Here is a 26,449-nt window from a genome sequence, read left to right on the forward strand (position 1 = left end):
ATTTTGATGGCGTCAATTAACAGTGCAAATTCGTTCAACCCTTCACGCAGAGCTGCTCAGGCTTGAAATGTAGAGTTTTTGCGGGTTTTAACCCTGCCGCCAAGCACTGATGCAGCGTGTGGTATCGAGCCGTTGTGTGAAGCAACAAGCCATAAAAAACCCCACAGCATCAACGACCCTGTGAGGTTTTTACCTTCCGTTTCGCAGGTGTCGCCTCACACCACGCTGATCATCTCTGCACTCAACTGCGCCGCATTGAACCCTACCAAGGTGACACTGCTGTCCCCCGCCAGAATCACGCTGTCACTGCCATGCTGGGTAGTGGCTCCGAGCACAGCATCGGCGTTGGCAAACAGCGACTTGGCGAACACCAGCAGGTCCTGCCCGTTCTGGTGAATGTTGAAGTCGCTGATCACGTCGTGGCCAAACCCGCGTTGATCGAAAACAAACAGGTCGCTGCCCACGCCACCGCTGAGTTGGTCATTGCCCAACCCGCCGATCAAGACGTCATTGCCGCTGACGCCATACAGTGCGTCGTTGCCCGTGCCGCCCAGTAGCGTGTCGTTGCCCTCGCCGCCGTGCAGTAGGTCGTTGCCGGCGCCACCGTCGAGCCGGTCATTGCCGTTCTGGCCAAATATCAGGTCGCGCGCGGCGGTGCCTTTGAGGGTGTCGGCCAATTGGCTGCCTTCGATGGATTTGGCATACGCCTTATCGGCGCCGAACAGGCCTTCGAAGTCGAGTTTGCCACTGGCCACCGTATAGGCCGGCGTGAGGACCTCGCCAATGCCACCGAAGAGCCCGCCGAACACGGGCACATGGCCGAGGCTATTGGCCAGGCCGGTTTCGAACTCCACGTGTTCTACGCCGTGCAACTCCTTCAGGCCGTATTGGCCGCTGCTGTCGTTGAGAAACAACGTGCCATCGCTGAGTTTCACCGCTTCGTAGGAAGACGCGGTGCCTTTGAGGAAGACTTTGTCGTTGCCTTCACCGCCTGCGACGATATCGGTACCGGTACTCACGCGGAAACTGTCGTCACCCTTGAACCCATCCAGGAAGTCATCGCTGCGACCGTCCTGCAGCTTGTCCGAACTGTCGGTGCCCAGCAGGAAGGCCGGTGTGCCGTAGTGGTTGGAGGTGGCGGTCTGTTTGTCGCTGACCCAGGTAAAGCTGCGGCTGATGGCGTCGAGGTTACTGATGATGATGGTGCTGTCGCGTTCGATGTAATCGTAGAAAGTCGATTGGGCGATGCGCTGGATAGGGTTGATGAAAATGCCTTCCAGGTGCGCGGCCCACCCTGACAGGTTGGCAATCGAGAACGGACCATTGGGCCAGGTTGGCAGCGCGTAGATCGTGTCGAACAGCACGATGTTGTCGGTGGTCGAGGTGTAGCTGGCGTCACTGCCTTGAAGCGCGTCGATGATGGCGCTGCCCACGTCGGTCTCTTGCCCCGTGAGACGGTGGACCACATCGTTTTCAAAACCGAAGTTGAAGATGCCGTCGCTGTTGCTGGACTTGGGCGACTCCATGCCAAAGTAATCCGAATCCTTGAAAAAACCGTCTGCCAAAGTGTCCTTGCCAATATACATGCTGTTGGTAACCGAGCCGCCTTGGCTGTAGCCGGTCACCAGAACATCTTTACCGCTCAGGTTATGGCCCGTGGCGTAATCCTTGATTGAATTGAGCAGGTAGTCGTAGCCGTTGATATAAGAGTTGTCGATCATTGCTGGCCAACCCAGCAGATCAATTGGCGAGTTGGTGCCGGCAATGGAAAAACCCATTTTGACTAATTGGCCGCTGTCATCGTATTGACCAAACACCCTGGCCTGGGAGCCGAACACGCCGTCGCCGGTAAAACTTCCAGTGATGTCGGTGTGGCTGCTATCAACCTGCAGTTCGCTCGCGCCGATTTCACGCCAGCCCTTGGGCAGCGCGAAGGTGTTGCCCTCGCCCAGCACAAGCCCCGGAATGTTGTAGAGCGCGCCGACGGTCGCTACGCCACTGGTGTAAGTGGCGAGGGTCCAGGCATCTGAAATCAGGACGCGGGCGTCTTGCCCCTTGTAATCGAATATAGCCATGTCAGTACTCCTTGAGCCCAGCGATCAACACCGAAAGTCAACGGTAATACCTGATGCGTCGGGCTAAACAATATGCATTGAAGTTGTTGTTGTGCATTCTGTTCAGGCTGCTTCGTTGCTTAATATCGAGGTTGACCATTAAGGAAGCTCGTCAACACTAGCCTAGAAGTGCCGCCTTAAAATGACCGACTATCGGATGGCAAGGGTATGTACTCAGGGATATAGACGACAAAAGCGCCATAAGCGCTGTTTGCCGAACAGGAAGGGAAGTTTTGTGTTGTTCGTGACTAATGAGTCAAAGAAAATTAAACCCTTATAGCAAGTTGTGAACTGCAATAAGGGCTCAAGCAGTTCAGGTTTCTCTGGAACTCAGGAAGAATAAACCTCAGCACGTTGGCATACAGGCTGCTTGAACCTGGGCAATTGCTGACGGGCCAGTTGTGCCTGCACGCCCGCGACCGCTTCAAGTACTCTTTGCGCCCAGTGCTCATCCTGTGGGTCAACCACCACCACGCGAAAGCCGTGGTCGTTACCTTCAATGCGCACGCCCTCGGAATCATCCACGTGCAAATCAATATCGAAGGCCGGCGGAAATTTCGAGGGGGTGTTCGACAGCCCGTGCACCGTAAGGGCGTGGTTATGCCGCTCGCTATTGACCACGCCGTCTACACGGATGCCGTACAGCATCAGCCAACGCCTGATGTAGGAAGGCGCCCTGCCCGATGAGGTGTAGACCCAGATACTGCAACCCTGGCGCCGCAGCTCTCGCGTCAACGACCGGGTGCCGATACGCAGCGGTTCTCCCCACCAACGATGAGCGCAGGCCGGCAGCCAACTGCTCTCGACATCAGCGTGGTCAAGTTGGCAAGCCAGCGTGTCGTCGATATCAAAGGAGATGCGTACCCGCGGGCGCTTGGCGGCACGCGTGAGGACCGCTTGCTGGACGGCTTGCACGGCTCGGCTGGCGAGCGTTGGATACCAGCGCATTAATGGCCTCCCTGGTAGATAGGCTGTGGTGTATCGCTCAAGAAAAACGCCTTGGGATCCGGGGCCTGTTCCTCCAGGAAGGCGGCGTACTTTTTCTTGATCTTGGGCAATTCATACAACGCCTTGACCCCATGTTTGGCCGAGTTGCGGATGACCGAGGAAGGATTGAAGTAACCCTCGGCATTTTCCAACGTCAGCACGAACGGTGGCAACCCGGCGCGCATCAGCAGATAGCTGACGATCAGCGAGCCACTGCGGTTGTTACCTTCGATGAACAACTGCGGCTTGCTGAGGATGCGCACATACACGCCGGCCGCACGTTTCCACACCGATTCACTGCGATACGCGCAATACCAGTTGAACAAGTCCTTGATACCGCCTTCAACATTGTTGAAGAAGTGCTCCTCGGTGGCGGCCAGGTGCTGCGCGTATTCCACGCGGCGCGCCGGGTCGCTACCGCAGAGCACCGTGGCGTTGATCTCCAGCATCAGGTCCAGATGATGAAGGTCAAACAGGTCAACGCCCTGTGCGACATAGTCGTCAACCAGCGCATAGCCTTCAAGCACGTTGAGCAGCACTTCGTCGGTCAACGGGTCGCGCGGCTCGGTAAATTGCGTGCTGAGCTCGGCAAAGCGGCTCTGCACTTTACGGAGCGCGCGTTCAATCGCTGACAAATCAAGACGATGCGTTGCAGACATTGGCATTCCTGGGCTGACGGTGGCGCACATGCGGTTTTTATCGAACATAGGGACTCAGCTGAACTTGCCGCTGATGTAATCCTCGGTCATCTGTTCACGCGGGCTGCCAAAAATCTGCGCGGTCGGGCCCATTTCCACCAGGTAGCCGGTACGCGTGCCCTGGGAGATGTCCACCGAGAAAAACGCCGTGGTGTCCGCCACGCGGATGGCCTGCTGCATGTTGTGGGTGACCAGGGCGATGGTGTAATCCTTCTTCAACTCCACCATCAGTTCCTCTACCCGGCGAGTCGCAATCGGGTCGAGTGCCGAGCACGGCTCATCGAGCAACAGCACTTCTGGCTCGGTGGCGATAGCGCGGGCAATACACAGCCGTTGCTGCTGGCCACCGGAGAGCGACAGGCCGCTGACCTTAAGCTTGTCCTTGACCTCATCCCACAGCGCCGCACCTTGCAGGGCGTGCTTGACGCGGTCGCCCAAGTCGCCTTTGTAGCGGTTCAGGCGCAGGCCGAAGGCGACGTTGTCGAAGATGCTCATGGAGAACGGGTTAGGCTGCTGGAACACCATGCCGATGTAACGGCGCACCACCACCGGGTCTACACCCTTGCCGTACACGTCCTGCCCCAGGAAATGCACATGGCCCTCGAAGCGAAAGCCTTTCACCAGGTCGTTCATGCGATTGAGGCTGCGCAGTACCGTACTTTTGCCGCAGCCGGACGGGCCGATGAAACCGGTGATCTTGTTTTTCTCGATCGGCACATGGCTGTCACGCACTGCCATGAAGTTGCCGTAGAAAATCCTGTCCAGCTTGCAGTCCATGACCACAGGCGATTGGGTGACAAACGGAGCGGCTATTTGCGCAGTTGAGACGTTCAAGATTCAGATGCTCCCGTTCTTAATACTTAGGCTTGCCGAAGATACGGCTCACAATATTCACGACCAGCACGATCATCACCAACACCAACGAGGCCGCCCAGGCGAGCTCCAGCTGGTTGTCGAAGGGCATGCCGGAAAAGTTGTAGATCAACACGGCAAGGGACGCCGTGGGGTTCATCACCGCCAGGTCGCCGTCGTGGTAGATCCAGTAGTTGCTGAACAGCGCGGTAAACAGCAACGGCGCGGTTTCGCCTGCGGCACGAGCCACAGCAAGCATTACGCCGGTGAGGATCGCCGGCAGGCCGGTCGGCAAGATGATCTTCCAGATCACCTGCGAGCGGGTGCAGCCCATGCCGTAGGCGGCGTCCTTCATGATCTTGGGCACCATGCGCATCGACTCTTCAGCCGTCAGCACCACGATGGGCAGCATCAATACCGCCAGGGCCACGCCGCCTGCTGGTGCCGAGTAGGTGCCAGTAGTCATCACCACCAAGGCATAGGCAAACACGCCGGCCAGGATCGAAGGCAAGCCGGTGAGCATCTTGGCGGCAAAGCGTGCAGCGTTGGCCAGTTTGCTGTCCGGCCCCAGTTCGGCCAGGAAGATCGCGGCCATGATGCCGACCGGCACTGCGATCGCCGCAGCGATACCGACCATCACAAAGGTGCCGGCCATGGCGTTGCCGAAACCGCCGCCCGTTTCGAAGCCGGTGGGCGGCAGTTCGGTGAACACCTCCAGGCTCAGGCGTGCGCCGCCACGGGTGATCAGCATGTAGAGCACCGAAATCAGCGGCACACTGGCCAGCAGCGCGCCCAGCCATACCAATGTGGTCAACACCAGGCTGCGCAAGGCGCGGCCTTCGAACTTGCGCTGCAGGCTCGGTACAGCGGTGATAGGGGATGTGAGATTCGTCATCATCGATTACCCCGTTGGGCGTAGAGCATGATCATGGAACCAATGACATTCACCAGCAGGGTGATGAACATCAAAACGAGGGCGGCGTACATCAAGACCTCCACCTCGTTGGGCCCGGCTTCAGGGAAGTTCAGCGCCAACAAGGCTGCCAAGGTATTGGCCGGCGCGAACAGCGACAGGGAAATGTTGTTGGCGTTGCCCACCAACATCGCCAGCGCCATGGTTTCACCCAGCGCACGGCCGAGGCCGAGTACCAGGGAGCCGAAAATACCGGTGGCGGCAGACGGCACCATCACCTTGAGGATCGCCTCCCAGTGGGTGGTGCCCATGCCGTAGGCGGCCTGCTTGGTTTTCATCGGCACGCTGGTGAGCGCGTCCTGGGACACGGCGGCAATCGTCGGCAGAATCATGATGGCCAACACCAGCGCCGCCGGCAGCAACCCCGGCCCGCTCAAGGACGTGCCAAAAAATGGTATCCAACCCAGTTCGCTGTTCAACCAGGTGGTCAGTGGCCGAATGGCCGGGATCACCACATAGATGCCCCACAAGCCGTACACCACGCTGGGGATCGCTGCGAGCAGTTCAACGATGGTGCGAAACACCGCCGCCAGCTTGGCCGGCAGAAAGTCCTGAGTCAGGAAAATCGCCATGCTGACGCCGAAAAAGCCTGCAATCAGCAGCGCGATAAAAGCGCTGTAGAGCGTGCCCCAAATGGCCGGCAGGATCCCGTACTTGCCCTGGTTAACGTCCCAGACGCTGCCAAAAAGCACATCGAACCCGTGCTTTTCCATGCCCGGCAAGGCCTTGCGTCCCACCTCGAAGACCAAGGCTGCGACCAACGCCAGAATCAGTACCACCCCGATTCGCGCGAGCCCACGGAAGGTGCGATCGACCAGGAAGTCTTTGGCCGAGGGAGGTTGGCAGGCAGAATCCCGGTTAACCGGTACGACGAAAGGTTTGTTCATTGGCTAATTCCGGAACAGGGGGGAAACGCCCCCGGCGCGGCAAACAGCCCACACCGAGAGCGGCCTCACGGGTGTTACTGAATGTTGGCGGAGGCTTTGCGAACCTGCTCCACCACCGATGGCGGCAGCGGGATGTACCCCATCGAGTCGGCGATTTTCTGCCCCTCGGTCAGGCTGTACTCAACCATTTCGCGCATGGCCTTGGCCTTGGCAGGGTTGCCGTTGTCCTTGCGGAAAATCATCCAGGTGTACGAGGTGATCGGGTAAGACTTGGCACCGTCCGGGTCCGGCAACCAGGCCACCAGGCTTTCCGGCATCTTCACGGCGGCCAGGGCCTCGGCACCGCTTTCGGCGTTTGGCACTACGTACTGGCCGGCCTTGTTCTGCAACTGGGCGAAATCAACCTTGGCCAGTTTGGCGAAGCCGTACTCGATGTAGCCAATCGCGCCTGGGGTCTGGCGTACGGTGGCGGTCACACCATCGTTCTTGGGCGACTTAATGAATTTGTCGCTGGCCGGCCAGTTGACGGTGTTGCCCTCCCCCAGCGCCGTTTTGAATTCAGGGTTGATGGTGGACAGGTGCTTGGTAAATACCGCTGTGGTGCCGCTGGAGTCTGCGCGTACCACTACAGTGATCGGCGTGTCGGTGAGCTTCAGGTCCGGGTTGGCGGCAACGATCTGTGGGTCGTTCCACTTGGTGATCTTGCCCAGGAAGATATTGGAGTAAACATCGCGTGGCAGCTTGAGGCCCTTGGGATTGCCCGGCAGGTTATAGGCCAGCACGATTTCACCGGCGGTCATTGGCAGCAACTGCACGCCTTCGGCGACCTTGGCGATGTCTTCGTCTTTCATGGCCGAGTCACTGGCAGCGAAGTCGACGGTTTTATTCAGGAAGTCCTGCACACCTGCGCCGCTGCCCTTGGATTGGTAATCCACGGTGACGCCAGCGGTCTTCTTGCTGAAATCCTTGAACCAGGTGAGGTAGATCGGTGCAGGGAAGCTGGCGCCAGAGCCGGTGAGGCGTACGTTCTCGGCGGCAAAGGTCACGGAGGAGGCACACAGGGATACCGTAACGGCGAGTGCTGCGGACTTCATCAAGCTTTTCATTAAAAGGAACTCGTTGTGGTGACGGGCTCCCGAACTGTGAAGCAGGGTTGTTACATTTTTATGAAAGTTGAGTGGCGAGATGGCGTTTTGTCCCACTTTGCCGCCACAGGGCTGAATTTTTAGGACATGGGTTAGTAACAAAATACGACTAGAGTGCTGTCATCCTTCTAGCGGTGCTGATCTTGCTCCCGCGACGGTAGAAGCTGATCCCATTGATGCTTCGCGACCCAACTGTGGGAGCTGGCTTGCCTGCGATGACGGTCTGACAGCCAACGCCTATGTTGGAGGGCAATGCCGCCATCGCAGCATAGGTATCTACACAACGCTGTAACGGTGGACGGTAACCACGATGCGAAGCGAGCCGCTCTTGATCTTGCTCTGCTTTTGATCTTAGGCGCCCCGTCAAACCACGCTGGCCGGAATTCGACAGGGATTTGGGGGGTAAACCGGCAGGGATGCCGGTTTAGCCGCCCCGCGCCATGGATGGCGCGTGGCGGCGGCCCCCCAAATCACTGGCGGATTACGGGCACACCGAGCCTAAGCGAGGTGCCGAGTGGTGGGGCAAGAGCGTTTTGCTTACTTTTGTCTGGGCCGGCATTCCGGCTTTTCAAAAGTGAGCCGCCGTCAGGGCGGAACCCTAAGCGGCCGTTACCGCAGCAATGGATATGTACACAATCCAGCTGTGTTGACTGCCAGGCCGCCTTCGCGAGCAAGCCCGCACAGTTGGATCGCGCGTCGGCTATCAGACCTTCGCGTGAGCAAGCTCTCTGGCCACAGATCCAGTGTCGCATCGAATCGGTATAGACCCAGATCGCCAGCAGGCTTACTTGCCTTCAGTCAACGCGTTGTAGCTGGTGAACAGGTTACGGTAGTCCGGAATGTGGTTGGAGAACAACGTCCCCAAGCCCTCGATGTCGTTGCGCCAGTCGCGGTGCAGCTCGCAGGCCAGGCCAAACCAGGTCATCAGTTGCGCGCCGTTGGCCGACATGCGAGCCCAGGCCGATTGCTGGGTCAGTTCGTTGAAAGTACCGGAGGCGTCGGTGACCACAAACACTTCAAAGCCCTCAGCCAGGGCCGACAGCGCCGGGAACGCCACGCACACTTCGGTCACGACGCCGGCAATGATCAATTGCTTCTTGCCGGTAGCCTTGATGGCCTTGACGAAGTCTTCGTTGTCCCAGGCGTTGATCTGGCCTGGGCGCGCAATGTACGGCGCATCCGGGAACAGTGCCTTGAGCTCGGGCACCAGCGGGCCGTTGGGGCCGGTTTCGAAACTGGTGGTGAGGATGGTCGGCAACTTGAAGTACTTGGCCAGGTCAGCCAGGGCCAGCACGTTGTTCTTGAATTTGTCCGGGTCGATGTCACGGACCAATGACAGCAAGCCGGCCTGATGGTCGACCAACAGCACTGCGGCGTTGTCTTTGTCCAAACGAACGTAAGGTGTAGACATCTTCATACTCCTGATAAATAGAGGCAGCGCCCAACATGGGCTTGCCGCAAAAGGCCCCAGCGTATTTAGGTGCGCTGTGAGTCTAGTACTTCGTGGGTGTTTGCCACTGCCTTGGCCTTGATGTAGCTCTGGATCAGAAACCGGTAATACGGCATGGCCTGGGTGTAGACGTTGGCCCACCCAAAAAAACAGTGGAACCACCTTAGTCATCGCGTTCGGAGTTAGGTAGTAGCTGAAACGGGCCGCTCCATCCCATAAATGGAACGATGCAACTGCACCGTGGCAAGGGCACTTGGACGTGCCGGTCATTACAATGCGATCATCGGCTCATTTCCAGGCAGGTGCCTTCATGGACATCAAACAACTTAAATTCCTGATCGCGCTGGAGCAGACGCGCCATTTCGGCCAGGCCGCTGCCCGCTGCAACATCACCCAGCCCACCCTGTCGATGCGCCTGCGCAACCTAGAGGAAGAACTGGGCCTGGAACTGGTGACCCGTGGCCAACGCTTCGAAGGCTTCACCCAGGCCGGCGAACGCGTGTTGGCGTGGGCCAGGACCTTGCTCGCCGCCCATGACGGCCTGTTCGCCGAAGCCGCTGCGTGTCGCGGCCAGTTGGTCGGTAACCTGCGCCTGGGCCTGGTGCCCCTGAGCGGGTTCAACCCGATCAGCTTCATTCAGGGCTTGTCCCACAGCTTTCCGGAACTCAAGTTCAGCCTCACCTCCATGAGCTCGGACAAAATCATCGAAGCCCTGGGCACCAACCAGTTGGACCTGGGCGTGTGCTACCTGGACCACGTCAGCCCCAACTATCTGGAGTTTTTCGAACTGGGCGAGACCCGTGTCGGCCTGCTGTACGACACCCGCCACTTCCACTTCGAAGGCACGCAGATGAGCTGGGAAGAAGCCGCCGAACTGCCCTTGGGGATGATCAGCAATGGCATGCACTATCGAAAATCCATTGACTTGAGTTTCCGCAGCCGCGGTCTCGATCCCCAGCCGATTCTGGAAAGCGACTCCACCTATCAACTGTTCCAGGCCATTCACGAAGGCTTCTGCTGCGCGATCATGCCGTTGGACAGCGGCCTGGAAAGCCCCATCGAGAACCTGGCGTTTATCCACCTGCCGGATGCCAGCGTCCTAGCGCCCCTGGGCATGGTGATGCGCAAGACCGAACCGCGCTCGGCCATCGCCGAGAAATGCTTTGCCGAGGCCAGGCAGTTGTTTGCACCCAATACCCAGCCTTAGCGGGCAGGGTTTGCAGCGAGCACAAAAAAGGCGCCCCGCAGAGCGCCTTTTTACCGCCGATTGTTTTACTGCAAGCTGACCTGACGCAGCTCGGGCTTGGCCTCGCCACCAATCATGATGCGTTTTGGCTTGGCTTCTTCAGGCACCTCACGCAGCAGGTCGATGTTGAGCAACCCGTTGGTCAGGGATGCGCCACGTACTTCGATATGGTCCGCCAAGCGGAACGACAACCGGAACGCACGTTGGGCAATGCCCTGGTGCAGGTAAGCGACCTTATCGTCGGTTTCGCGTTTTCCGCCGGAAACCGTCAATACACCCCTCTCGACCTGAATATCCAGATCCTCCTCGGTCAGGCCAGCGACGGCGATGACAATTCGGTACGCGTCGTCACCGTGCTTTTCCACGTTGTGAGGTGGATAGGAATTCGGAGCCTCGCTGCGCAGCGCCGACTCGAACAGGTCATTGAAGCGATCAAAGCCCACCGATTGACGGAACAGTGGGGCCAACGACAGGGTAGTAGCCATTTTAAAATCTCCTGAGTTTCTCCAAGTGATTTAGTACGCGACCCGGATTCGGCATCGCGTGATCAAAAATTTATGGACGCGCTAAAAAAATTCAAGAGGGCTGAAAAAAATTTTCTTGCGCACGGGCAATCACCGAGCCCCTGGTGCGGTGGCCTGTGCTCTAATCACACTGCCAGGCGTGCTTTAACCCGTGAGCGCCTGAGACAGCCCTTGAGGTACAAAAAAATGAAAATGACATTCCCGGCCCTGGCATTGGGCATCCTGATCTCCCAAGGGGCCCTGGCCGCTGGAGATGGTACGGCGGCGCTGGGAGGCGGTGTCGGCGGTGCGTTGGGCAATGTGGTGGGCCAACAGCTCGGTGGCTCGACTGGCGCGGCCATTGGCGCAGGCGTAGGTGGCGCCGCCGGGAGTGCGGTGGGTGCGCAAAAGGGTAACAAGACCGAAGCGGCGATTGGCGGCGGTTTGGGCTCGGCGGGCGGCTCGCTGATTGGCAATCGCCTGGGCGGCACCACCGGGTCGACCATCGGCGCGGGCGTGGGCGGCGCAGCCGGTGGCGCGCTGGGTAATAACCTGGCCGATGACGAGAGCGGTCATCGTTCAGGCGGTGGCAAGCACAAAGGCAACAAACATAAGCACAAGAACAAGCACCACTGATCGTCTGGCACGGCTCGCCTTGTAGGAGCGAGCTTGCTCGCGAAAAACTTAACGACGCCGCGTTTATTCAGGACGCTCGCGTTATCGTTGACGTTTTTCGCGAGCAAGCTCGCTCCTACAGTAGGCGATAACGTTTACGGTTTGCCAAGCCCAATATCCCTTTACATCGGCGTGCTGCTCACCACCCGCAATGCCAGCCCTTCATAGGCGTCCAGCGTGATCGTGAACGCCCCCTCCTCGGTCAAATCGCCTTCCACCCGCTCATTGATGATATCCACCACCGGTCCCGGTGCGATGTTGGGCAGGTGCAAGGTTTCGGTGATTGGCGTGGCACCAAAGTTCAGCGCCGTGATTTGCGTGCCCTTACCCGCCGGCAGTTCGTGAACCATGATCAACAAGCCTGGGTGCTCGACATCCGGCACCAGGATCTGGCGGCTCGCGGCGATGTCGTAGGCGCGGCGCACGGCGAGGATTTTTTGCAGTTGGGAGGCAAAGGACTCTGGGTCCTGCAGTTGGCTGTTCAGGCTGCCATACAGGCTTTTGGAGCGCGGCATTTGCCCCGCCGACAGCTCAGCGTCGGGGTTCAGGTCTACCAGGTCGTAGGCGCCACGGTGGATCCAGCGGGTGTCGCCATCCTCCATCAGGTGCGCCACCTCTTCGGCCGCCAACGGCAGCGCGCCCACCAGGTCCCAGCCGGACAAGGCAAACACCCCAGGTTGCATGGCGTTGTACATCACCAGCAGCAAGTGGATCTGGCGAATCTGCTGGATATCCGCCGGGGTGATCGCCTCCAGGTCACGAATACCCAGGGCTGCGGTGATGATGCTGGCGGTGGTGCAAGACACGCCGTTGGTGACGAACTTGAGGTTATACGGCGCATGCTCACCGGTCAGCCGTTCGTACATCTGCTCGCGGATATGCTCGCGCAGGATGTTGCCGGGGAAGGTCTGGCCTTGGAACAGGAAGCTGTCATGGGCGTGCAGCGTCCAGAAGTGCACCAGCTCCAGGGTCAGCTCATCGTGGTTCTGTAGCGCGTGAATCAGCGAGCCAGGATCGATGCCGAGGCTGTGCATCTGACGCAGCATCAGGCGCAGGAACTCGGTGTCGCCCATCAGCAACGCATGCTGGTAGGCCGGCCGGGTGATGAAGTCATAGGACAGGTCGGCGCCGCCGTGGGACATAGACGCGATGTCGTCCACGGTAAGGTTGAGCTCCTGAAAACTGAACCCGCCCGCCTTGCGAATGGCGCCGCCGAGCAACTGGTTGCCGGTGATCGACAGCGGATGGCTTTCGGACCAGGCCGTGCCGTCGAGCTTGCGCTCCACGCCGAGAAAGCCGTTGGCATCCAGACGCAGGATTTTCGCGCCCATCACATCAATGGCGTGCAGCGCGTCACCAATGATCATCTGCTGCGCAGCAAACGAAGGGTCGAGCCAGTTGAGCGACGGCTGGCCTTCCTTGAAGTAATGCAGGTATACCCAGCGTCGCGGTTTGCCATCTACGCCGAGCACCACCGGGGTGGCGCTCCAGTCGGTTTCCTTGACGCCGGGCTCGAAGAAAATCACCCGCTGCAATTGGCCGACGATGTAGTGCTTGTCGCGCAGTGCATCCACCTGGGAGGGGCTGAGGTTTTGCGCATCACGCCCGTCGGCCACGTCGGGCAGCAACGGCCAGTCTTCCTCGCGGATTTCGACCATGTGGTAGAGGCCCGGATAGTCCTCATAGGCCATTTCCGCCAGGCGAAAATCCGCGCCTTTGCCGGTGTGGGACGGGATCACATCGTCGATGATCACCGCGTTGTGCGCGGCAGCCATGCGCGTCAAGGCCTGCAACTGCGCCTCGGTGCCCAGTTGCGGGTCGATGTCGAAGCTGATGCGGTCGAAATTGCCGTCGATGGTCGGGGTGTGTTCGGTGCCAGACAAACCACCGGACTTCTTCAACGGGCCGTTGTGAATACCCTGGATGCCGATTTTGGACAAGGTATGCCACAAGGTTTCGTCCCCCAGCGCCTCCAGCACCGTGCCGCCTTCGCGGGTGACAATCGACGCGGGATAAGCGGTGAACCACACGGACGACAAGGCTGAAGCGTCACGCGGCCGGGTCTGTGCATAGGGCTGCTGCCACAGGCGGCCTTGCCCCGAATAAAGCTTGGCCCGCTGCCGCGCTGCGTGGAGCATGGAATGTTGCACCAGCCAGTTCACATGATCGTTGTTCGCCGCGGTCATAAGCTCGGTACCTGTCGTGGTGAAAAGGGTCGGTGTAAGCATATGAGGGGCGTGGGCGCCATTCGTTGCATCGCAATAGAACGCTTACCCTGTAGGAGCGAGCTTGCTCGCGAAAAACTCACAGGCGCCGCGGTCATTCAGGAAGCACGCGTTATCGTTGAGGTTTTTCGCGAGCGAGCTCGCTCCTACATAAGACATTCATCTGCGCTGCCGCCTTGTGTGGCTTGCCGGTACTGCCTTGGGGTGAAGCCAGTTGAAGATTTGAACTGCCGGGTAAACGCGCTGTGATCGGTGTACCCGCATTGCAGCGCCACCTCGGTAATCGGCAGCTCGGTATGCAACAACCGACGGGCATGTTCCAGCCGGACTTTCTGGATCATTTGCCGGGGCGTGAGGTGAAACACGCGCTTGCAGTAGCGCTCCAATTGCGCCACAGAAATCCCGGCGATGCGGGTCAATTCACCCAGGGTGACACGGCGGTTGAAGTGGCTGCGGATGTGTTCGTCCACCGCCGCCAGGCGCTGATAGGCCGGGTGGGTCTCACTGGCCGATTGCAGGTCTACCGAGATTCCGGCCAGGCCGATGATCGCACCGAGCTGGTTGTACAGCGGCCATTTGTGAGTCAGGCACCAGCCCGGTTCGCGGGTGCCATAGAGGTGCAATTCGAGTTGGTCTTCCAGTACCAAACCCTGCTTCAACACACGCCGGTCCTGCTCGGTATAACCGGGGCCCAATTGCGCGGGAAACACTTCGGCGCTGGTCTTGCCCAGCAGCGGTTGCAGCTGTTTGAGGCCGCAGCGTTGCACCAGGGTGCGGTTGGCGAGCACGTAGCGGGCGTCGATGTCCTTGATGAAAATCGCCGCGCTGGGCAGCACATCGAGCATCGGCAGCAACTGCTCTACCCCGCTCAATAGCTGCTCGATGCTGTGGGGCCGGTTGCCCTGGAAAAGGCTCGCGAACGCGCTCTGCAACATGACTTTCTCAGCCCCTTTATTCGTCAACAGCCAGCAGATTGCGCCATGAAGCGAGCGCTGTCGAGCGCAGCAAATTGTGCTGAATTCGTCATCCATCGCCGCATAAAACATCAATCGTCAGCCAGGCCTGTGGGTTCAGGATAGCGCCACTGCATGCCTATCCAATAACTCACAAGAAGGCGCCGCTATGTCAGGCCAAGGCAAGTTCAAGAAACAGCTGTCACTGATGGACCTCACCTTTATCGGGTTGGGGGCCATCTTCGGTTCGGGTTGGTTGTTCGCCGCCAGCCACGTGTCTGCCATCGCAGGCCCGGCGGGGATTTTTTCCTGGTTGCTCGGGGGTTTCGCTGTGCTGTTGCTGGGCATTGTCTACTGCGAACTCGGCGCCGCCCTGCCCCGCGCCGGCGGGGTGGTGCGCTACCCGGTGTACTCCCATGGCCCGCTGCTGGGCTACCTGATGGGCTTTATCACGCTGATCGCGTTTTCCAGCCTGGTGGCGATTGAAGTGGTCGCCTCGCGCCAATACGCCGCAGCCTGGTTTCCCCAACTGACCAAGGCCGGCTCCAGCGACCCGACTACCCTGGGCTGGCTGGTGCAATTTGCCTTGCTGTGCCTGTTCTTCGTCCTCAATTACCGCAGCGTGAAGACCTTTGCCATCGCCAATAACCTGGTGAGCGTGTTCAAGTTCATCGTGCCGTTGCTGGTGATCGGCGTGCTGTTCACCTTCTTCAAGCCGGAGAATTTCCAGGTGCATGGCTTTGCACCGTTCGGCTTGTCGGGCATCGAGATGGCCGTGTCGGCAGGCGGGGTGATCTTTGCCTATCTGGGGCTCACGCCGATCATTTCGGTGGCCAGCGAAGTAAAAAATCCACAGCGCACCATCCCCATCGCCCTGATCCTCTCGGTGCTGCTATCAACGGCCATCTATGTGCTGCTGCAAACCGCGTTCCTCGGCGGTGTGCCCACCGAAATGCTCGCCAATGGCTGGGCCGGCATCAGCAAGGAGCTGGCCCTGCCCTATCGCGATATCGCCCTGGCGCTGGGCGTGGGTTGGCTGGCCTACCTGGTGGTGGCCGATGCGGTGATCTCCCCCAGCGGCTGCGGCAATATCTACATGAACGCCACCCCGCGCGTGGTGTATGGCTGGGCGCAGACCGGCACCTTCTTCAAGATCTTCACGCGCATCGATGAAAAGTCCGGCATCCCGCGCCCGGCACTGTGGCTGACCTTTGGCCTGTCGGTGTTCTGGACCTTGCCGTTCCCGTCCTGGGAAGCGCTGATCAACGTGGTGTCCGCTGCCCTGATCCTCAGTTACGCGGTGGCCCCGGTGACCGTCGCCGCCCTGCGCCGCAATGCACCCGACATGGCGCGCCCGTTTCGGGTCAAGGGCATGGCGGTGCTGGGCCCGCTGTCGTTCATCATCGCTGCGCTGATCGTGTACTGGTCGGGCTGGAACACCGTGTCCTGGCTGCTGGGCCTGCAAATCCTGATGTTTGTGGTGTACCTGCTGTGTGCACGCTGGGTGCCGACCGCGCACCTGAACCTCAAGCAACAGGTACGTTCCTCGGCCTGGCTGATCGGCTTCTACGCCGTGACCATCCTGCTCTCCAAACTCGGCAGCTTTGGCGGTATCGGCGTGATCAGCCACCCGTTTGACACCCTGGTGGTGGCGGCCTGCGCCCTGGGCATTTACTACTGGGGCGCCGCCACCGGCGTGCCCGCCCACTTGGTGCGCCTGGAGCAGGAAGAGGACGAAAGCGAAGCCGTCAGCGACGCGCACTACAGCGCCCCACTGTCCCCGACTACCCACTGATGGAGCGCCTTATGAAACGGCTGCACGTGATTGATTCACACACCGGCGGTGAACCTACACGCCTGGTCATGAGCGGTTTCCCCGCGCTGGCTGGCGACACGATCGCCGACCAGTTGGACCACCTGCGCACCCACCACGATCAATGGCGCCGCGCCTGCCTGCTGGAACCTCGAGGCAATGATGTATTGGTGGGCGCGCTGTACTGCGCGCCGGTCACGCCGGGGGCGACTTGCGGGGTGATCTTCTTCAACAACGCTGGCTACCTGGGCATGTGCGGCCACGGCACCATCGGCCTGGTTGCCTCGCTGCATCATCTGGGGCTGATCCAACCGGGCGTGCACAGCCTCGACACGCCGGTCGGCCCGGTCGCGGCCACCTTGCACGAAGACGGCAGCGTGACCCTGCGCAATGTGCCCGCTTACCGCTATCGCAAACAGGTGCCGGTTGAGGTGCCTGGGCATGGCGTGGTGCTGGGCGACATCGCCTGGGGCGGCAACTGGTTCTTCCTGGTGTCGGATCACGGCCATCAGTTGCAGATGGATAACGTCAAGGCCCTGACCGACTACACCTGGGCGATGCTCAAGGCTCTGGAGGCCCAAGGCATCCGTGGCGCAGACGGTGCGCTGATCGACCATATCGAACTGTTCGCCGACGACCCCCACACCGACAGCCGCAACTTCGTGATGTGCCCTGGCAAAGCCTATGACCGCTCCCCCTGCGGCACCGGCACCAGCGCCAAGCTCGCCTGCCTGGCTGCCGACGCAAAACTGGCCGCAGGAGAACCCTGGGTACAAGCCAGCATCACCGGCAGCCAATTCCTCGGCCGCTATGAATGGGACGGCGAACGCGTGCGCCCATTCATCACCGGCCGCGCCTACATGACCGCCGACAGCACCCTGCTGATCGACGAACAAGACCCGTTTGCCTGGGGCATCTGAGCCCTTGAACAATTCAACTGAAACCGGAGTTAGCACCATGAGCGACAACATCTTTACCGGCTGCATGCCCGCCCTGATGACCCCTTGCACCGCCGAGCGCCAACCGGACTTCGACGCCCTGGTGGCCAAGGGTCGCGAGCTGATCGACATCGGCATGAGCGCCGTGGTGTATTGCGGCTCCATGGGCGACTGGCCGCTGCTCACCGAGGCCCAGCGCCAGGAAGGCGTGGCGCGCCTGGTGGCGGCGGGTGTGCCAACCATCGTCGGCACCGGTGCGGTGAACAGCCGTGAAGCCGTATCCCACGCAGCCCATGCCGCCAAAGTCGGGGCCCATGGTTTGATGGTGATTCCCCGCGTGCTATCCCGAGGTGCTTCGGTCACTGCGCAAAAGGCTCACTTCGCAGCGATCCTCAACGCCGCCCCCAACCTGCCGGCGGTGATCTACAACAGCCCCTACTACGGTTTCGCCACCCGCGCAGACCTGTTCTTCGAACTGCGCCGCGAGCACCCGAACCTGATCGGCTTCAAGGAGTTCGGCGGCGCCGCCGACTTGCGCTACGCCGCTGAAAACATCACTTCCCAGGATGACGATGTGACCCTGATGGTCGGCGTCGACACCCAAGTGGTTCACGGTTTCGTCAACTGCAATGCCACCGGCGCTATTACCGGTATCGGCAATGCACTGCCACGCGAAGTGCTGCAACTGTTGACCCTGAGCAAAAAAGCCGCCAAGGGAGATGCCAAGGCCCGTCGCCAGGCCCGCGAGTTGGAAGCTGCACTGGCGGTGTTGTCGTCGTTCGACGAGGGCTGCGACCTGGTGCTGTATTACAAGCACCTGATGGTGCTCAACGGCGACCAGGGTTACGCCCTGCACTTCAACGAAACCGACGAGCTCAGCGCGGCCCAGCGCCGCTATGCCGAGCAGCAGTACGCGCTGTTCCGCCAGTGGTATGCCAACTGGTCGGCAGAACAGAACGTCGCTTGATTCTTTGTAGGAGCGAGCTTGCTCGCGAAGGTCGTTAACGATAACGCGCTCACCCTGAATGAACGCGTTGTAGGCGCGTTTTTCGCGAGCAAGCTCGCTCCTACAACACTCCTCTGTTTTCCAGGATTTCACCATGACTCTGACAGGCAAGATGCTGATCGGTCAGCAATCCATCTCCGGCCATCGCGATGCGATCCGGGCGATCAACCCCGCCACCAACACCCCACTGGAGCCCGCCTACACTGGCGGGGATGAGCAGCACGTCGATCAGGCCTGCGCACTCGCGTGGGCCGCATTCGACGCTTACCGTGAAACCGCCTTGGCAGATCGCGCCACGTTGCTTGAAACGATCGCCATCCACATCGAGGCCTTGGGTGATGAGTTGGTCGAACGCGCCTGCGCCGAAACCGGCTTGCCCCGCGCACGCATTGAAGGTGAACGCAGCCGTACCTGCGGGCAACTGCGCGCTTTTGCCCGCACCGTGCGCCTGGGCGAATGGCTCGATGTACGCGTCGATACCGCACAGCCCCAGCGCCAACCCCTGCCCCGTGCCGACCTGCGCCAGCGCCATATCGCCCTCGGCCCCGTCGCAGTGTTTGGTGCCAGCAACTTCCCTCTGGCCTTCTCCGTGGCGGGCGGCGATACCGCATCGGCCCTTGCCGCCGGTTGCCCGGTGATCGTCAAGGCGCATAACGCGCACCCCGGCACCAGCGAGCTGGTGGGCTGCGCCATCGCCCAGGCGGTGAAAGATTGTGGCTTGCCGGAGGGTGTGTTTTCACTGCTCTACGGCGCGGGTAACGAGGTGGGTATCGCACTGGTGAGCGACCCGCGTATCAAGGCCGTGGGTTTTACCGGTTCGCGCAGTGGCGGTATCGCCCTGTGCCAAGCGGCGCAGGCACGCCCGGAGCCGATCCCGGTGTACGCGGAAATGAGCTCGATCAACCCGGTATACCTGTTTCCTGCTGCACTTGAAGCTAGGTGCGAAGCCTTGGCCGAAGGGTTCGTCGCGTCGCTGACCCAAGGCGCCGGCCAGTTCTGCACCAACCCTGGCCTGGTGATTGCCCTGCAAGGCGCTGCCCTGGACCGTTTTATCCAGGTCGCCGGTGACTGGCTCTCGCGTTGCTCGGCCCAGACCATGCTCACACCGGGCATCTTCAGCGCCTACGAAACCGGCGTGACCACCCTGGCCAAGCACGCCAAGATCGCCGCCAAGGGCTCGCCAGCAACCGGGCCGAACCAGGGCCAGGCCCACCTGTTCGTGACCCAGGCCGAGGCGTTCCTGAACAATGAACACCTGCAAGCCGAAGTATTCGGCGCTGCCTCGCTGGTGGTGGAATGCCGCGATGTCGAGCAGATGCGCCAAGTGTCCGAACACTTGGAAGGTCAACTCACCGCTACCCTGCAAATGAATGACACCGACCTGCCACACGCACGGGCACTGCTGCCGGTACTGGAGCGCAAGGCTGGGCGCCTACTGGTCAACGGCTGGCCGACCGGCGTAGAAGTGTGTGACGCCATGGTGCATGGTGGGCCCTTTCCGGCGACTTCGGATGCCCGCAGTACCTCGGTGGGTACGGCGGCGATTCAGCGGTTCCTGCGCCCGGTGTGTTACCAGGACTTCCCGGACGTCTTGCTGCCCACCGCGCTGCAGCACGACAACCCGCTGCGGCTGCGGCGCCTGCTCGACGGCCAGCGAGAAGCATAACCATGGCCGAACCCAATCAAGCAGACATCGTAGTAGTCGGCGCCGGCATCATCGGCGTCGCCTGCGCCTTGCAGTTGGCACGCCAAGGCCGGCGAGTCGTGGTGGTCGACGCGCAGGCACCCGGCATGGGCGCCTCCTACGGCAACGCCGGCCACCTGGCGACGGAGCAAGTCTTCCCCATCGCCGACCTGTCGATTCTCAAGCGCTTGCCCGCCATGCTCCTGGACCCCATGGGCCCGCTGCGCCTGGACTGGACCTACCTGCCCCGCGCTTTGCCCTGGTTTATCCGCCTGTTGCTGAACCTGCGGCCTGCGCGTTACCAGCGCACCGTGGCGGGCCTTCGCGCCTTGAACGAAGGTAGCCTGGGCGCGTGGCAACGCTTGTTGCAATCGATTGGGCAAGCGCAACTGCTGCGCGAAGACGGTTCTCTATTGGTGTATGAGCGCGCCGAATCCCGCGCTGCACTGGATGCAGTGCAGCGCCGCATGACTCAGCAAGGCGTCGCCGTGGACTTCTGGAGCGGCGATGCGGTGCGCAAGGCTGCGCCGCAACTGAGCGACGCCATACAAGGCGGTTTGTTCTTCCCCGCTACCGGACACTTTCTGGACCCGTATACGGTGGTTGGCGAGATGGTGAACGCGGCCAAGGCCGAGGGGGTGCAATTTCTTCAGCAGCGCGTTCTGGATGCGCGCCTGGAGGGCAGCGGCGTTTCCCTGATGACCGACCAAGGCGTACTGACAGCGCAGCACGTGCTGATCGCCTGCGGCGCCCACTCGGCCAAACTCACCGCCGCACTCACCGGCAAACAAGTGCCACTGGACACCGAACGCGGTTACCACCTGATGCTGCCCCACGAGCAACAGCGCCTGCCATTCGCGGTCACGTCGCTGGAGCGCAGATTCATCATGACACCCATGACTGGCGGCCTGCGCCTGGCCGGCACGGTCGAATTCGCCGGCCTCGACCGCCCGGCCAATATGCAACGCGCCTGGCAGCTGCACCGGTTGAGCAAAGGGCTGTTCCGACACGACTTGAGCGACAGCGAAGCCACGCCCTGGATGGGCTTTCGCCCTTCCCTGCCCGACTCGCTGCCGATCATTGACCGGGTGTGCGAGGGTAAGGTACTGCTTGCCTTTGGTCACCAGCATCTGGGGCTGACACAAGCAGCGGTGACGGCCGAACGGGTTGGGCAGCTTGCGGCGGGTGAGCGGGTGCCAGAGCTACAGCCTTATCGGCTGGATCGTTTCTGAACCTTACCGTGGTAAGCGCGTAGTGCTGAATAACGCATCAGCCGTTTCTTGGATTTCATCGCGCATCCATAGCTTGTTCAACCAACCGACAGGGATAGCCTGGACGCCGTAATACGCCCCCGCCAGTTGCCCAACGATTGCGGCAGTAGTGTCTGCGTCATCCCCAAGGTTGGCCGCGGCGAGTATCGCGTCAGCAAAGTTGGAGGTCTGATCGAAACACCAGAATGCGGCCTCCAGCGAAGCCACCGCATAACCCGAGCCAACGATTTGAGCAGAGGTTTTATCGCGATAATCGCCAGAGGCGATAGCCTTGACCTTAGGGGCCGACAGCACGGTGTGGGAAAAGCTCAGCACCTGCTTCTTTGGAACACCGCTCAGGGCATTGCTGATAGCCTCGGCCAGCAGCAGGCAGCACTCGATAGCCTCCTGCGCGGCATGAGTAGTTCGCGAGCTTTGCTCGGCAAACAGGTGGATGTGCGCCCTATCTGGAAAGTAAAACAACACCACAGGTGCGAGGCGCATCATTGAACCATTGCCGGCCGAATACGGATGCGTTGAGCCCGCAAAAGCGTTGCCACTTTGCTGAAATTGCTCCAGCGCTTCGCGAACCGTCATGCCGATATCGAAACACTCTCCGGTAGAACTCAAGTAACCCCACTTCCACCAATTCAGGTAACGCCCCATCTGGTCCACCGCGTCAAAACCGCCTTTGCGCAACAGGCTTTCGGCCAGACACAGTGCCATGGACGTATCGTCAGTCCATTGGCCAGGCTTGAGGCTAAACGGTCCGCCGCCCAGCATATCCGTCACGGGAGAAAAGCTGCCACGGGGCATGAATTCAACGGTCGTCCCTACAGCGTCGCCACACGCCAGCCCAAGTAGGCTGCCGCGATAACGATCCAAAAGCGTGATGTCCATTACCACTCCTTGTGAAAATCTTTCTACACACTCCAGGCTACTTGACCAACCGCTTCTCCTTGGAGGGGCGATAGCCGAAATACGCGCTGTAGCATTTGCTGAAATGGCTCGGTGAGACAAACCCGCACGCCACCAGCACATCCACCTGGGACAACTCGGTGTGCTGCAACAGGCGTCGCGCTTCAGTGACGCGCAGTTCCATGTAGTAGCGTTGCGGCGTGGTACCCAGTTGTTCTTTGAACAGGCGCTCCAACTGGCGGCGGGAACGGCCGGCGTAGACGGCGAGTTGATCGAGTTCCAGGGGTTCTTCGAGGTTGGCGTCCATCAGCTTCACCACCTCGCGCAGCGGCGCGCTGACACACATGTTTTCGGTGGGTTTGATACGACGGTAGCGCGACTCTTCGAACGCCAGGATATCTTCGATGCCTTCGACCAAGGCTTTGCCATGCAGGCTCTTGATCCAGTCCAGGGCCATATGGAACGCCCCCGAGGGGCTGGACGCGGTGAGGCGGTCGCGGTCGATCACATAGGGTTCGCTGGTGACCTGCGCCGCCTTGGACACTTCCGCCAGTGCCGGCCGATGCTCGGGATGGATGGCACAGCGGTAACCCTGCAACAGCCCCGCACGCCCGAGGAACCACGAGCCGTTCCACAAACCGGCGAGGCGCACGCCCGCTTCACCCGCGCTGCGCAGCCATTGGATAAAGGGCTCGCTGGCCTTGAGCTCGGTGCGAAAACCACCGCAGATCACCAGCAGGTCCACGTCCTGCAAGCTCGCCAACATCAGGTTCGCATCCGGGCGAATGACCAGGCCCAGGTCGCTGATGACTTCGCCCTCACCCCACCCGAAGGTGCGCGTAACGAACAGATCGGGGCGCAACAGGTTGGCGGTCACCAGCGTGTCGAGGGTCTGGGTAAAGGCCGGAAGCGAAAAGTGTTCGAGCAGCAGGAAACCGACACGGGTGACCGAGGTTGATTGCTGAGGGTTATCACTGAGGTAGCGCAGGTTCTTGCCTTGCATGCCACCGCTGAACTGGCGTCTTTCCATCGAGGGTCGGCCCATGCTTATTGTTGTGCAGTGGGCGCTATCTTAGGGGCAAATGCCGTTTCTGTCTCAGGTGACGCTCAAGGCTGATAGCGGCAATAGCGCTGATCTTGATAAAAGCCGTTCGCGTGAAAAGCCACGGACCAGGCGCTGCGCGGTGATCTGATACGGTTTTTTCTTTTCGATCTGCGCCTGTATTGAAAAGCCCTTGAGGCGGACAATAGCCCCATCCCGACATTCCTGTCGTCCCCTTCCCCTCGGAGGCCTTATGACCAAGATGGCAATTTTCCTGTTTGGCTTTTTGGTGTTGACCATTGGCATCGGTATGTTGGCGACCATCTCGCCGGTCTAAGCCCGCATTAGCTTGCTCCCGCGACGGCCTGTTACCCGACGCCTCACGATTCAACTGTGGGAGCTGGCTTGCCTGCGATGGCGGCCTGACAGCCGACATCTATCTTCCTGACACCCCCGCGATTCTACTGTGGGAGCGGGCTTGCTCGCGAAGGCGGCCTGGCAGGCGACACTGTTATACCGAGTACATATCCATTCCTGCGGTAACGGCTACTTAGGGTTCCGCTCTGACAGCGGGTCACTTTGGAAAAGCCCCAAAGTAACCAAAGGGCTCTTGCCCCACCCCTCGGCACCTCGCCTTGGCTCGGTGTGCCCGAACGCAGGCTTGAATCCGTGGGCCGCCGCCACGCGCCATCCATGGCGCGGGGCGGCTAACCCGGCGTCCTGCCGGGTTACCCACGAATTCAAGCCTGCGTTCGGCCAGCGGGGTTTAACGGGGCGCTTCAGATCAAAAGCAGATCAAGAGCAAGATCAAAAGCGGCTCGCTTCGCATCGTGGTTACTTACTCAGCCCACAAACAGCATCGGATACAGCGACAACACCAACAGCCCGGCCATGGACCAGTTGAACATCCGTAACCAGCGCGGCTCACGCAGCAAGTTGCGTAAGCCGCTGCCACACCCCACCCACACGCACACACTCGGCAAGTTGACCACTGCAAATACCAGGGCGATCACCAGCACGTTGGTCACATAACCTTCAGCCGGCGTGTACGTGGTGATCGCCCCCAGCGCCATGATCCATGCCTTGGGGTTGACCCACTGGAAGGCCGCCGCACCGAGGAAGGTCATCGGCTTGCCGTGTTCATCCGGGTTGTCAGACATGCCGCCCGCATTGGCAATCTTCCACGCCAGGTACAACAAATACGCGGCGCCGACATAACGCAACAGCGTGTAGGCCCACGGGAACAGCTTGAACACCTCGCCCAAGCCCAGCCCCACACAGATCACCAACAGCATGAAGCCGATACTGATCCCCAGCGCATGGGGCATCGAACGGCGAAAGCCGAAATTCACGCCTGAGGCCAGCAACATGGTGTTGTTGGGCCCAGGGGTGATCGAAGAGACAAAAGCGAACAGCACGAAGGCTGATAACAGGCTGGTAGACATGAACATGGCGCGGCATCCAAGCGGTGGTGATGTGCCTGCGACAGTAGTGGGTTATGGCGCGCTGCGCCCCGTACAGCTAGGGGTGGATCGAGGCATACACTTGCACAGCCTTCATCGAGAAGTAGCGCTTACCGAGGCGCATCCGGAATCGGTGTGGGAACCTGCCATGCCGGTTTTTTGCCCTCCTCACTGTCGAAAATACGCCGAGCCTTGCGAAAGTCCTCCACGTTTTCGACCACCCAGGTCCAGACGGGCGACATGCGAATCAAAAGCTCCCTGCCCAGCGGCGTCAGCTCGTACTCGACGCGGGGCGGAATTTCACCGAACTCGCGCCGAACCAACAAACCATCGCGCTCCATGGCGCGTAGGGTCTTGGTCAACATGCGCTGAGTCACACCTGTCATCTGCCGTTTTATTTCGGCATGACGCATCGCACCGTACACACCCAGCGCATGCAGGATGCCCAGTGACCAGCGGCTACCGGCGTGCGCCAGGACTTCACGCCTGACGCCATCGTCTTCTTCCCTGAGCGACTGGCAGATAATTTCTGCCTGGCTGAGCGTTTCATGATCGGTCATTTCTACCCCTGGTATCACCCGTGTGCCTTCTTATGAGCGCTGCCGAATCGTGCCAGCATGAACTCATCTTATCGCCAACAGGTCTGCGGAGAAATCATGCCTGAAATGACCCCACTTCCCTCTCAATCGATCCTTGTTCTAGGTGCCGGCGAGCTCGGCCTGCCGGTTTTGCGCAACCTGGCGCGTGAGGCCAAACGCGCGCCCGGCTCCACCCTCAGCGTGTTGCTAAGGGAGTCGACCATCAACACGCAAGTGCCCGAGAAAAAGGTAGAGATCGATGAGCTGCGCGGCCTGGGCATTCAGATGGTCGCCGCAGACCTGGTGAACGACTCAATCGATCAACTTGCCAAGGTCTTCGCACGCTTCGATACCGTGATCGGCTGCGCGGGCATGGTCGCGGGCCGCGAAACCCCGATGAAGCTGGCGACCGCCGCGCTCAAGTCCGGCGTGAAGCGATACTTCCCTTGGCAGTTCGGCGTGGATTTCGAAGTGATTGGCCGGGGCAGCCCCCAGGATCTGTTCGATGCCCAGCTCGATGTGCGCGAGTTGCTGCGCGCCCAGGACAACACTGAATGGGTCATCATCTCGACAGGGATGTTCACCAGTTTCCTGTTCGAGCCGGCGTTCGAGGTCGTCGACTTCGACAACAACACAGTCAACGCCCTGGGCAGTCTGGAAAACAGCGTGACGCTCACCACACCGGACGACATCGGTACGCTGACAGCGCAAATCGTGTTCTTCGAACCGCGCCTGCGCAATCAGATTGTCTATCTTGCCGGCGACACCGTGACCTATGGGCAGGTTGCGAGCATGCTGGAGCGTGTTCTGGATCGCCCGTTCAAACGCAACGTGTGGACGGTTGACTACCTCATGCAGGCACTGGAGCAAGACCCCACACACCACATCAAGAAGTACCGTGCCGTATTCGCACAAGGTAAAGGTGTGGCCTGGCCTAAGGCGGCCACCTTCAACGAGCAACAGTCGATTCCGGTCACCACTGCCGAGCAGTGGGCTCGGGAAAACCTTGCAGACCTTTGAAAGCCGGATCCTGAGGCCAGCCGTAAAGG

The 26,449-nt window shown here is 60.3% G+C and carries 23 protein-coding genes; 8 read left to right on the forward strand and 15 right to left on the reverse strand.

All coding sequences use genetic code 11. From position 1 onward, the window contains the following. Positions 1 to 215: 215 nt before the first annotated feature. From HU731_RS02260 to ycaC, 8 genes are all read right to left on the reverse strand, one after another. Positions 216 to 2,075, reverse strand: coding sequence for a calcium-binding protein (locus HU731_RS02260; RefSeq protein ID WP_186607562.1), 1,860 nt, complete (start codon positions 2,073 to 2,075; stop codon positions 216 to 218). A 369-nt stretch (positions 2,076 to 2,444) separates the two neighbouring features. Continuing rightward, on the reverse strand, positions 2,445 to 3,062 hold the full coding sequence (locus tag HU731_RS02265; RefSeq protein WP_186607561.1) for a hypothetical protein: 618 nt from the start codon (positions 3,060 to 3,062) through the stop codon (positions 2,445 to 2,447). Beyond that, a complete protein-coding gene (locus tag HU731_RS02270) occupies positions 3,062 to 3,760 on the reverse strand; it encodes a hypothetical protein (RefSeq protein WP_044274066.1) in 699 nt (232 codons plus the stop codon). The genes HU731_RS02265 and HU731_RS02270 overlap by 1 nt, the downstream gene beginning before the upstream one ends. 54 nt (positions 3,761 to 3,814) lie before the next feature. Beyond that, entirely contained in the window at positions 3,815 to 4,576 is a 762-nt protein-coding gene (pstB, locus tag HU731_RS02275; RefSeq protein WP_019817112.1) for a phosphate ABC transporter ATP-binding protein PstB, read from the reverse strand. 76 nt (positions 4,577 to 4,652) lie between these two features. Further along, positions 4,653 to 5,546: a phosphate ABC transporter permease PstA gene (pstA, locus tag HU731_RS02280; protein WP_003191515.1), complete on the reverse strand. Its 894-nt coding sequence runs from the start codon at positions 5,544 to 5,546 to the stop codon at positions 4,653 to 4,655. Further along, positions 5,546 to 6,511, reverse strand: coding sequence for a phosphate ABC transporter permease subunit PstC (gene pstC / locus HU731_RS02285; protein ID WP_003191517.1), 966 nt, complete (start codon positions 6,509 to 6,511; stop codon positions 5,546 to 5,548). Before pstC ends, pstA begins: the two co-directional genes overlap by 1 nt. A gap of 74 nt (positions 6,512 to 6,585) precedes the next feature. Further along, entirely contained in the window at positions 6,586 to 7,617 is a 1,032-nt protein-coding gene (gene pstS, locus HU731_RS02290) for a phosphate ABC transporter substrate-binding protein PstS (protein ID WP_032897158.1), read from the reverse strand. Positions 7,618 to 8,440: 823 nt separating this feature from the next. Beyond that, on the reverse strand, positions 8,441 to 9,067 hold the full coding sequence (ycaC, locus tag HU731_RS02295) for an isochorismate family cysteine hydrolase YcaC (RefSeq protein ID WP_003191542.1): 627 nt from the start codon (positions 9,065 to 9,067) through the stop codon (positions 8,441 to 8,443). 349 nt (positions 9,068 to 9,416) lie between these two features. Here ycaC and HU731_RS02300 point away from each other — a divergent pair, with 349 nt between their 5' ends. Further along, positions 9,417 to 10,313, forward strand: coding sequence for a LysR family transcriptional regulator (locus tag HU731_RS02300; RefSeq protein WP_186607560.1), 897 nt, complete (start codon positions 9,417 to 9,419; stop codon positions 10,311 to 10,313). A gap of 65 nt (positions 10,314 to 10,378) precedes the next feature. On the opposite strand, the gene HU731_RS02305 is transcribed toward HU731_RS02300, so the two are convergent. Continuing rightward, the gene (locus tag HU731_RS02305) at positions 10,379 to 10,837 is read right to left on the reverse strand and encodes an Hsp20 family protein (RefSeq protein WP_003191546.1); all 459 of its coding nucleotides are present in this window, start codon (positions 10,835 to 10,837) and stop codon (positions 10,379 to 10,381) included. Positions 10,838 to 11,062: 225 nt separating this feature from the next. On the opposite strand from HU731_RS02305, the gene HU731_RS02310 reads away from it, so the two are divergent. Beyond that, the gene (locus HU731_RS02310) at positions 11,063 to 11,491 is read left to right on the forward strand and encodes a glycine zipper domain-containing protein (protein ID WP_186607559.1); all 429 of its coding nucleotides are present in this window, start codon (positions 11,063 to 11,065) and stop codon (positions 11,489 to 11,491) included. Positions 11,492 to 11,652: 161 nt separating this feature from the next. Here the strand turns inward: HU731_RS02310 and treS are convergent, their stop codons facing one another. Next, positions 11,653 to 13,716: a maltose alpha-D-glucosyltransferase gene (treS, locus tag HU731_RS02315; protein ID WP_186607558.1), complete on the reverse strand. Its 2,064-nt coding sequence runs from the start codon at positions 13,714 to 13,716 to the stop codon at positions 11,653 to 11,655. A 185-nt stretch (positions 13,717 to 13,901) separates the two neighbouring features. Continuing rightward, positions 13,902 to 14,690 carry an AraC family transcriptional regulator gene (locus HU731_RS02320; RefSeq protein ID WP_186607557.1) on the reverse strand — a complete coding sequence of 263 codons (789 nt, stop codon included), beginning with the start codon at positions 14,688 to 14,690 and terminating at the stop codon, positions 13,902 to 13,904. Positions 14,691 to 14,877: 187 nt separating this feature from the next. Between HU731_RS02320 and HU731_RS02325 the strand changes: the two genes are divergently transcribed. The 5 genes from HU731_RS02325 to HU731_RS02345 all read left to right on the forward strand — a co-directional run bounded on the left by HU731_RS02325 (position 14,878) and on the right by HU731_RS02345 (position 21,381). Beyond that, positions 14,878 to 16,503 (forward strand): APC family permease, encoded by a 1,626-nt coding sequence (locus HU731_RS02325; RefSeq protein ID WP_186607556.1) that lies wholly within the window; start codon positions 14,878 to 14,880, stop codon positions 16,501 to 16,503. Positions 16,504 to 16,514: 11 nt separating this feature from the next. Then, entirely contained in the window at positions 16,515 to 17,441 is a 927-nt protein-coding gene (locus HU731_RS02330; RefSeq protein WP_186607555.1) for a 4-hydroxyproline epimerase, read from the forward strand. A gap of 37 nt (positions 17,442 to 17,478) precedes the next feature. After that, on the forward strand, positions 17,479 to 18,426 hold the full coding sequence (locus tag HU731_RS02335; protein ID WP_186607554.1) for a dihydrodipicolinate synthase family protein: 948 nt from the start codon (positions 17,479 to 17,481) through the stop codon (positions 18,424 to 18,426). 133 nt (positions 18,427 to 18,559) lie between these two features. Further along, positions 18,560 to 20,131, forward strand: a complete 1,572-nt coding sequence (locus tag HU731_RS02340; protein WP_186607553.1) for an aldehyde dehydrogenase (NADP(+)) — start codon at positions 18,560 to 18,562, stop codon at positions 20,129 to 20,131. A gap of 2 nt (positions 20,132 to 20,133) precedes the next feature. Then, a complete protein-coding gene (locus HU731_RS02345) occupies positions 20,134 to 21,381 on the forward strand; it encodes an NAD(P)/FAD-dependent oxidoreductase (protein ID WP_186607552.1) in 1,248 nt (415 codons plus the stop codon). Positions 21,382 to 21,384: 3 nt separating this feature from the next. Here the strand turns inward: HU731_RS02345 and HU731_RS02350 are convergent, their stop codons facing one another. The 4 genes from HU731_RS02350 to HU731_RS02365 all read right to left on the reverse strand — a co-directional run bounded on the left by HU731_RS02350 (position 21,385) and on the right by HU731_RS02365 (position 25,382). Next, positions 21,385 to 22,299 (reverse strand): ADP-ribosylglycohydrolase family protein, encoded by a 915-nt coding sequence (locus tag HU731_RS02350; RefSeq protein WP_186607551.1) that lies wholly within the window; start codon positions 22,297 to 22,299, stop codon positions 21,385 to 21,387. 37 nt (positions 22,300 to 22,336) lie between these two features. Further along, on the reverse strand, positions 22,337 to 23,320 hold the full coding sequence (locus HU731_RS02355; protein ID WP_186607630.1) for a transcriptional regulator SouR: 984 nt from the start codon (positions 23,318 to 23,320) through the stop codon (positions 22,337 to 22,339). Positions 23,321 to 24,201: 881 nt separating this feature from the next. Then, positions 24,202 to 24,810: a LysE family translocator gene (locus HU731_RS02360; protein ID WP_014718583.1), complete on the reverse strand. Its 609-nt coding sequence runs from the start codon at positions 24,808 to 24,810 to the stop codon at positions 24,202 to 24,204. Between the two features lie 122 nt (positions 24,811 to 24,932). Further along, positions 24,933 to 25,382: a winged helix-turn-helix transcriptional regulator gene (locus HU731_RS02365; RefSeq protein WP_186607550.1), complete on the reverse strand. Its 450-nt coding sequence runs from the start codon at positions 25,380 to 25,382 to the stop codon at positions 24,933 to 24,935. Between the two features lie 96 nt (positions 25,383 to 25,478). Here HU731_RS02365 and HU731_RS02370 point away from each other — a divergent pair, with 96 nt between their 5' ends. Next, positions 25,479 to 26,420: an aromatic alcohol reductase gene (locus HU731_RS02370; protein WP_186607549.1), complete on the forward strand. Its 942-nt coding sequence runs from the start codon at positions 25,479 to 25,481 to the stop codon at positions 26,418 to 26,420. Positions 26,421 to 26,449: the final 29 nt, after the last annotated feature.

Source organism: Pseudomonas salmasensis (assembly GCF_014268375.2).
Classification (GTDB): domain Bacteria; phylum Pseudomonadota; class Gammaproteobacteria; order Pseudomonadales; family Pseudomonadaceae; genus Aquipseudomonas; species Aquipseudomonas salmasensis.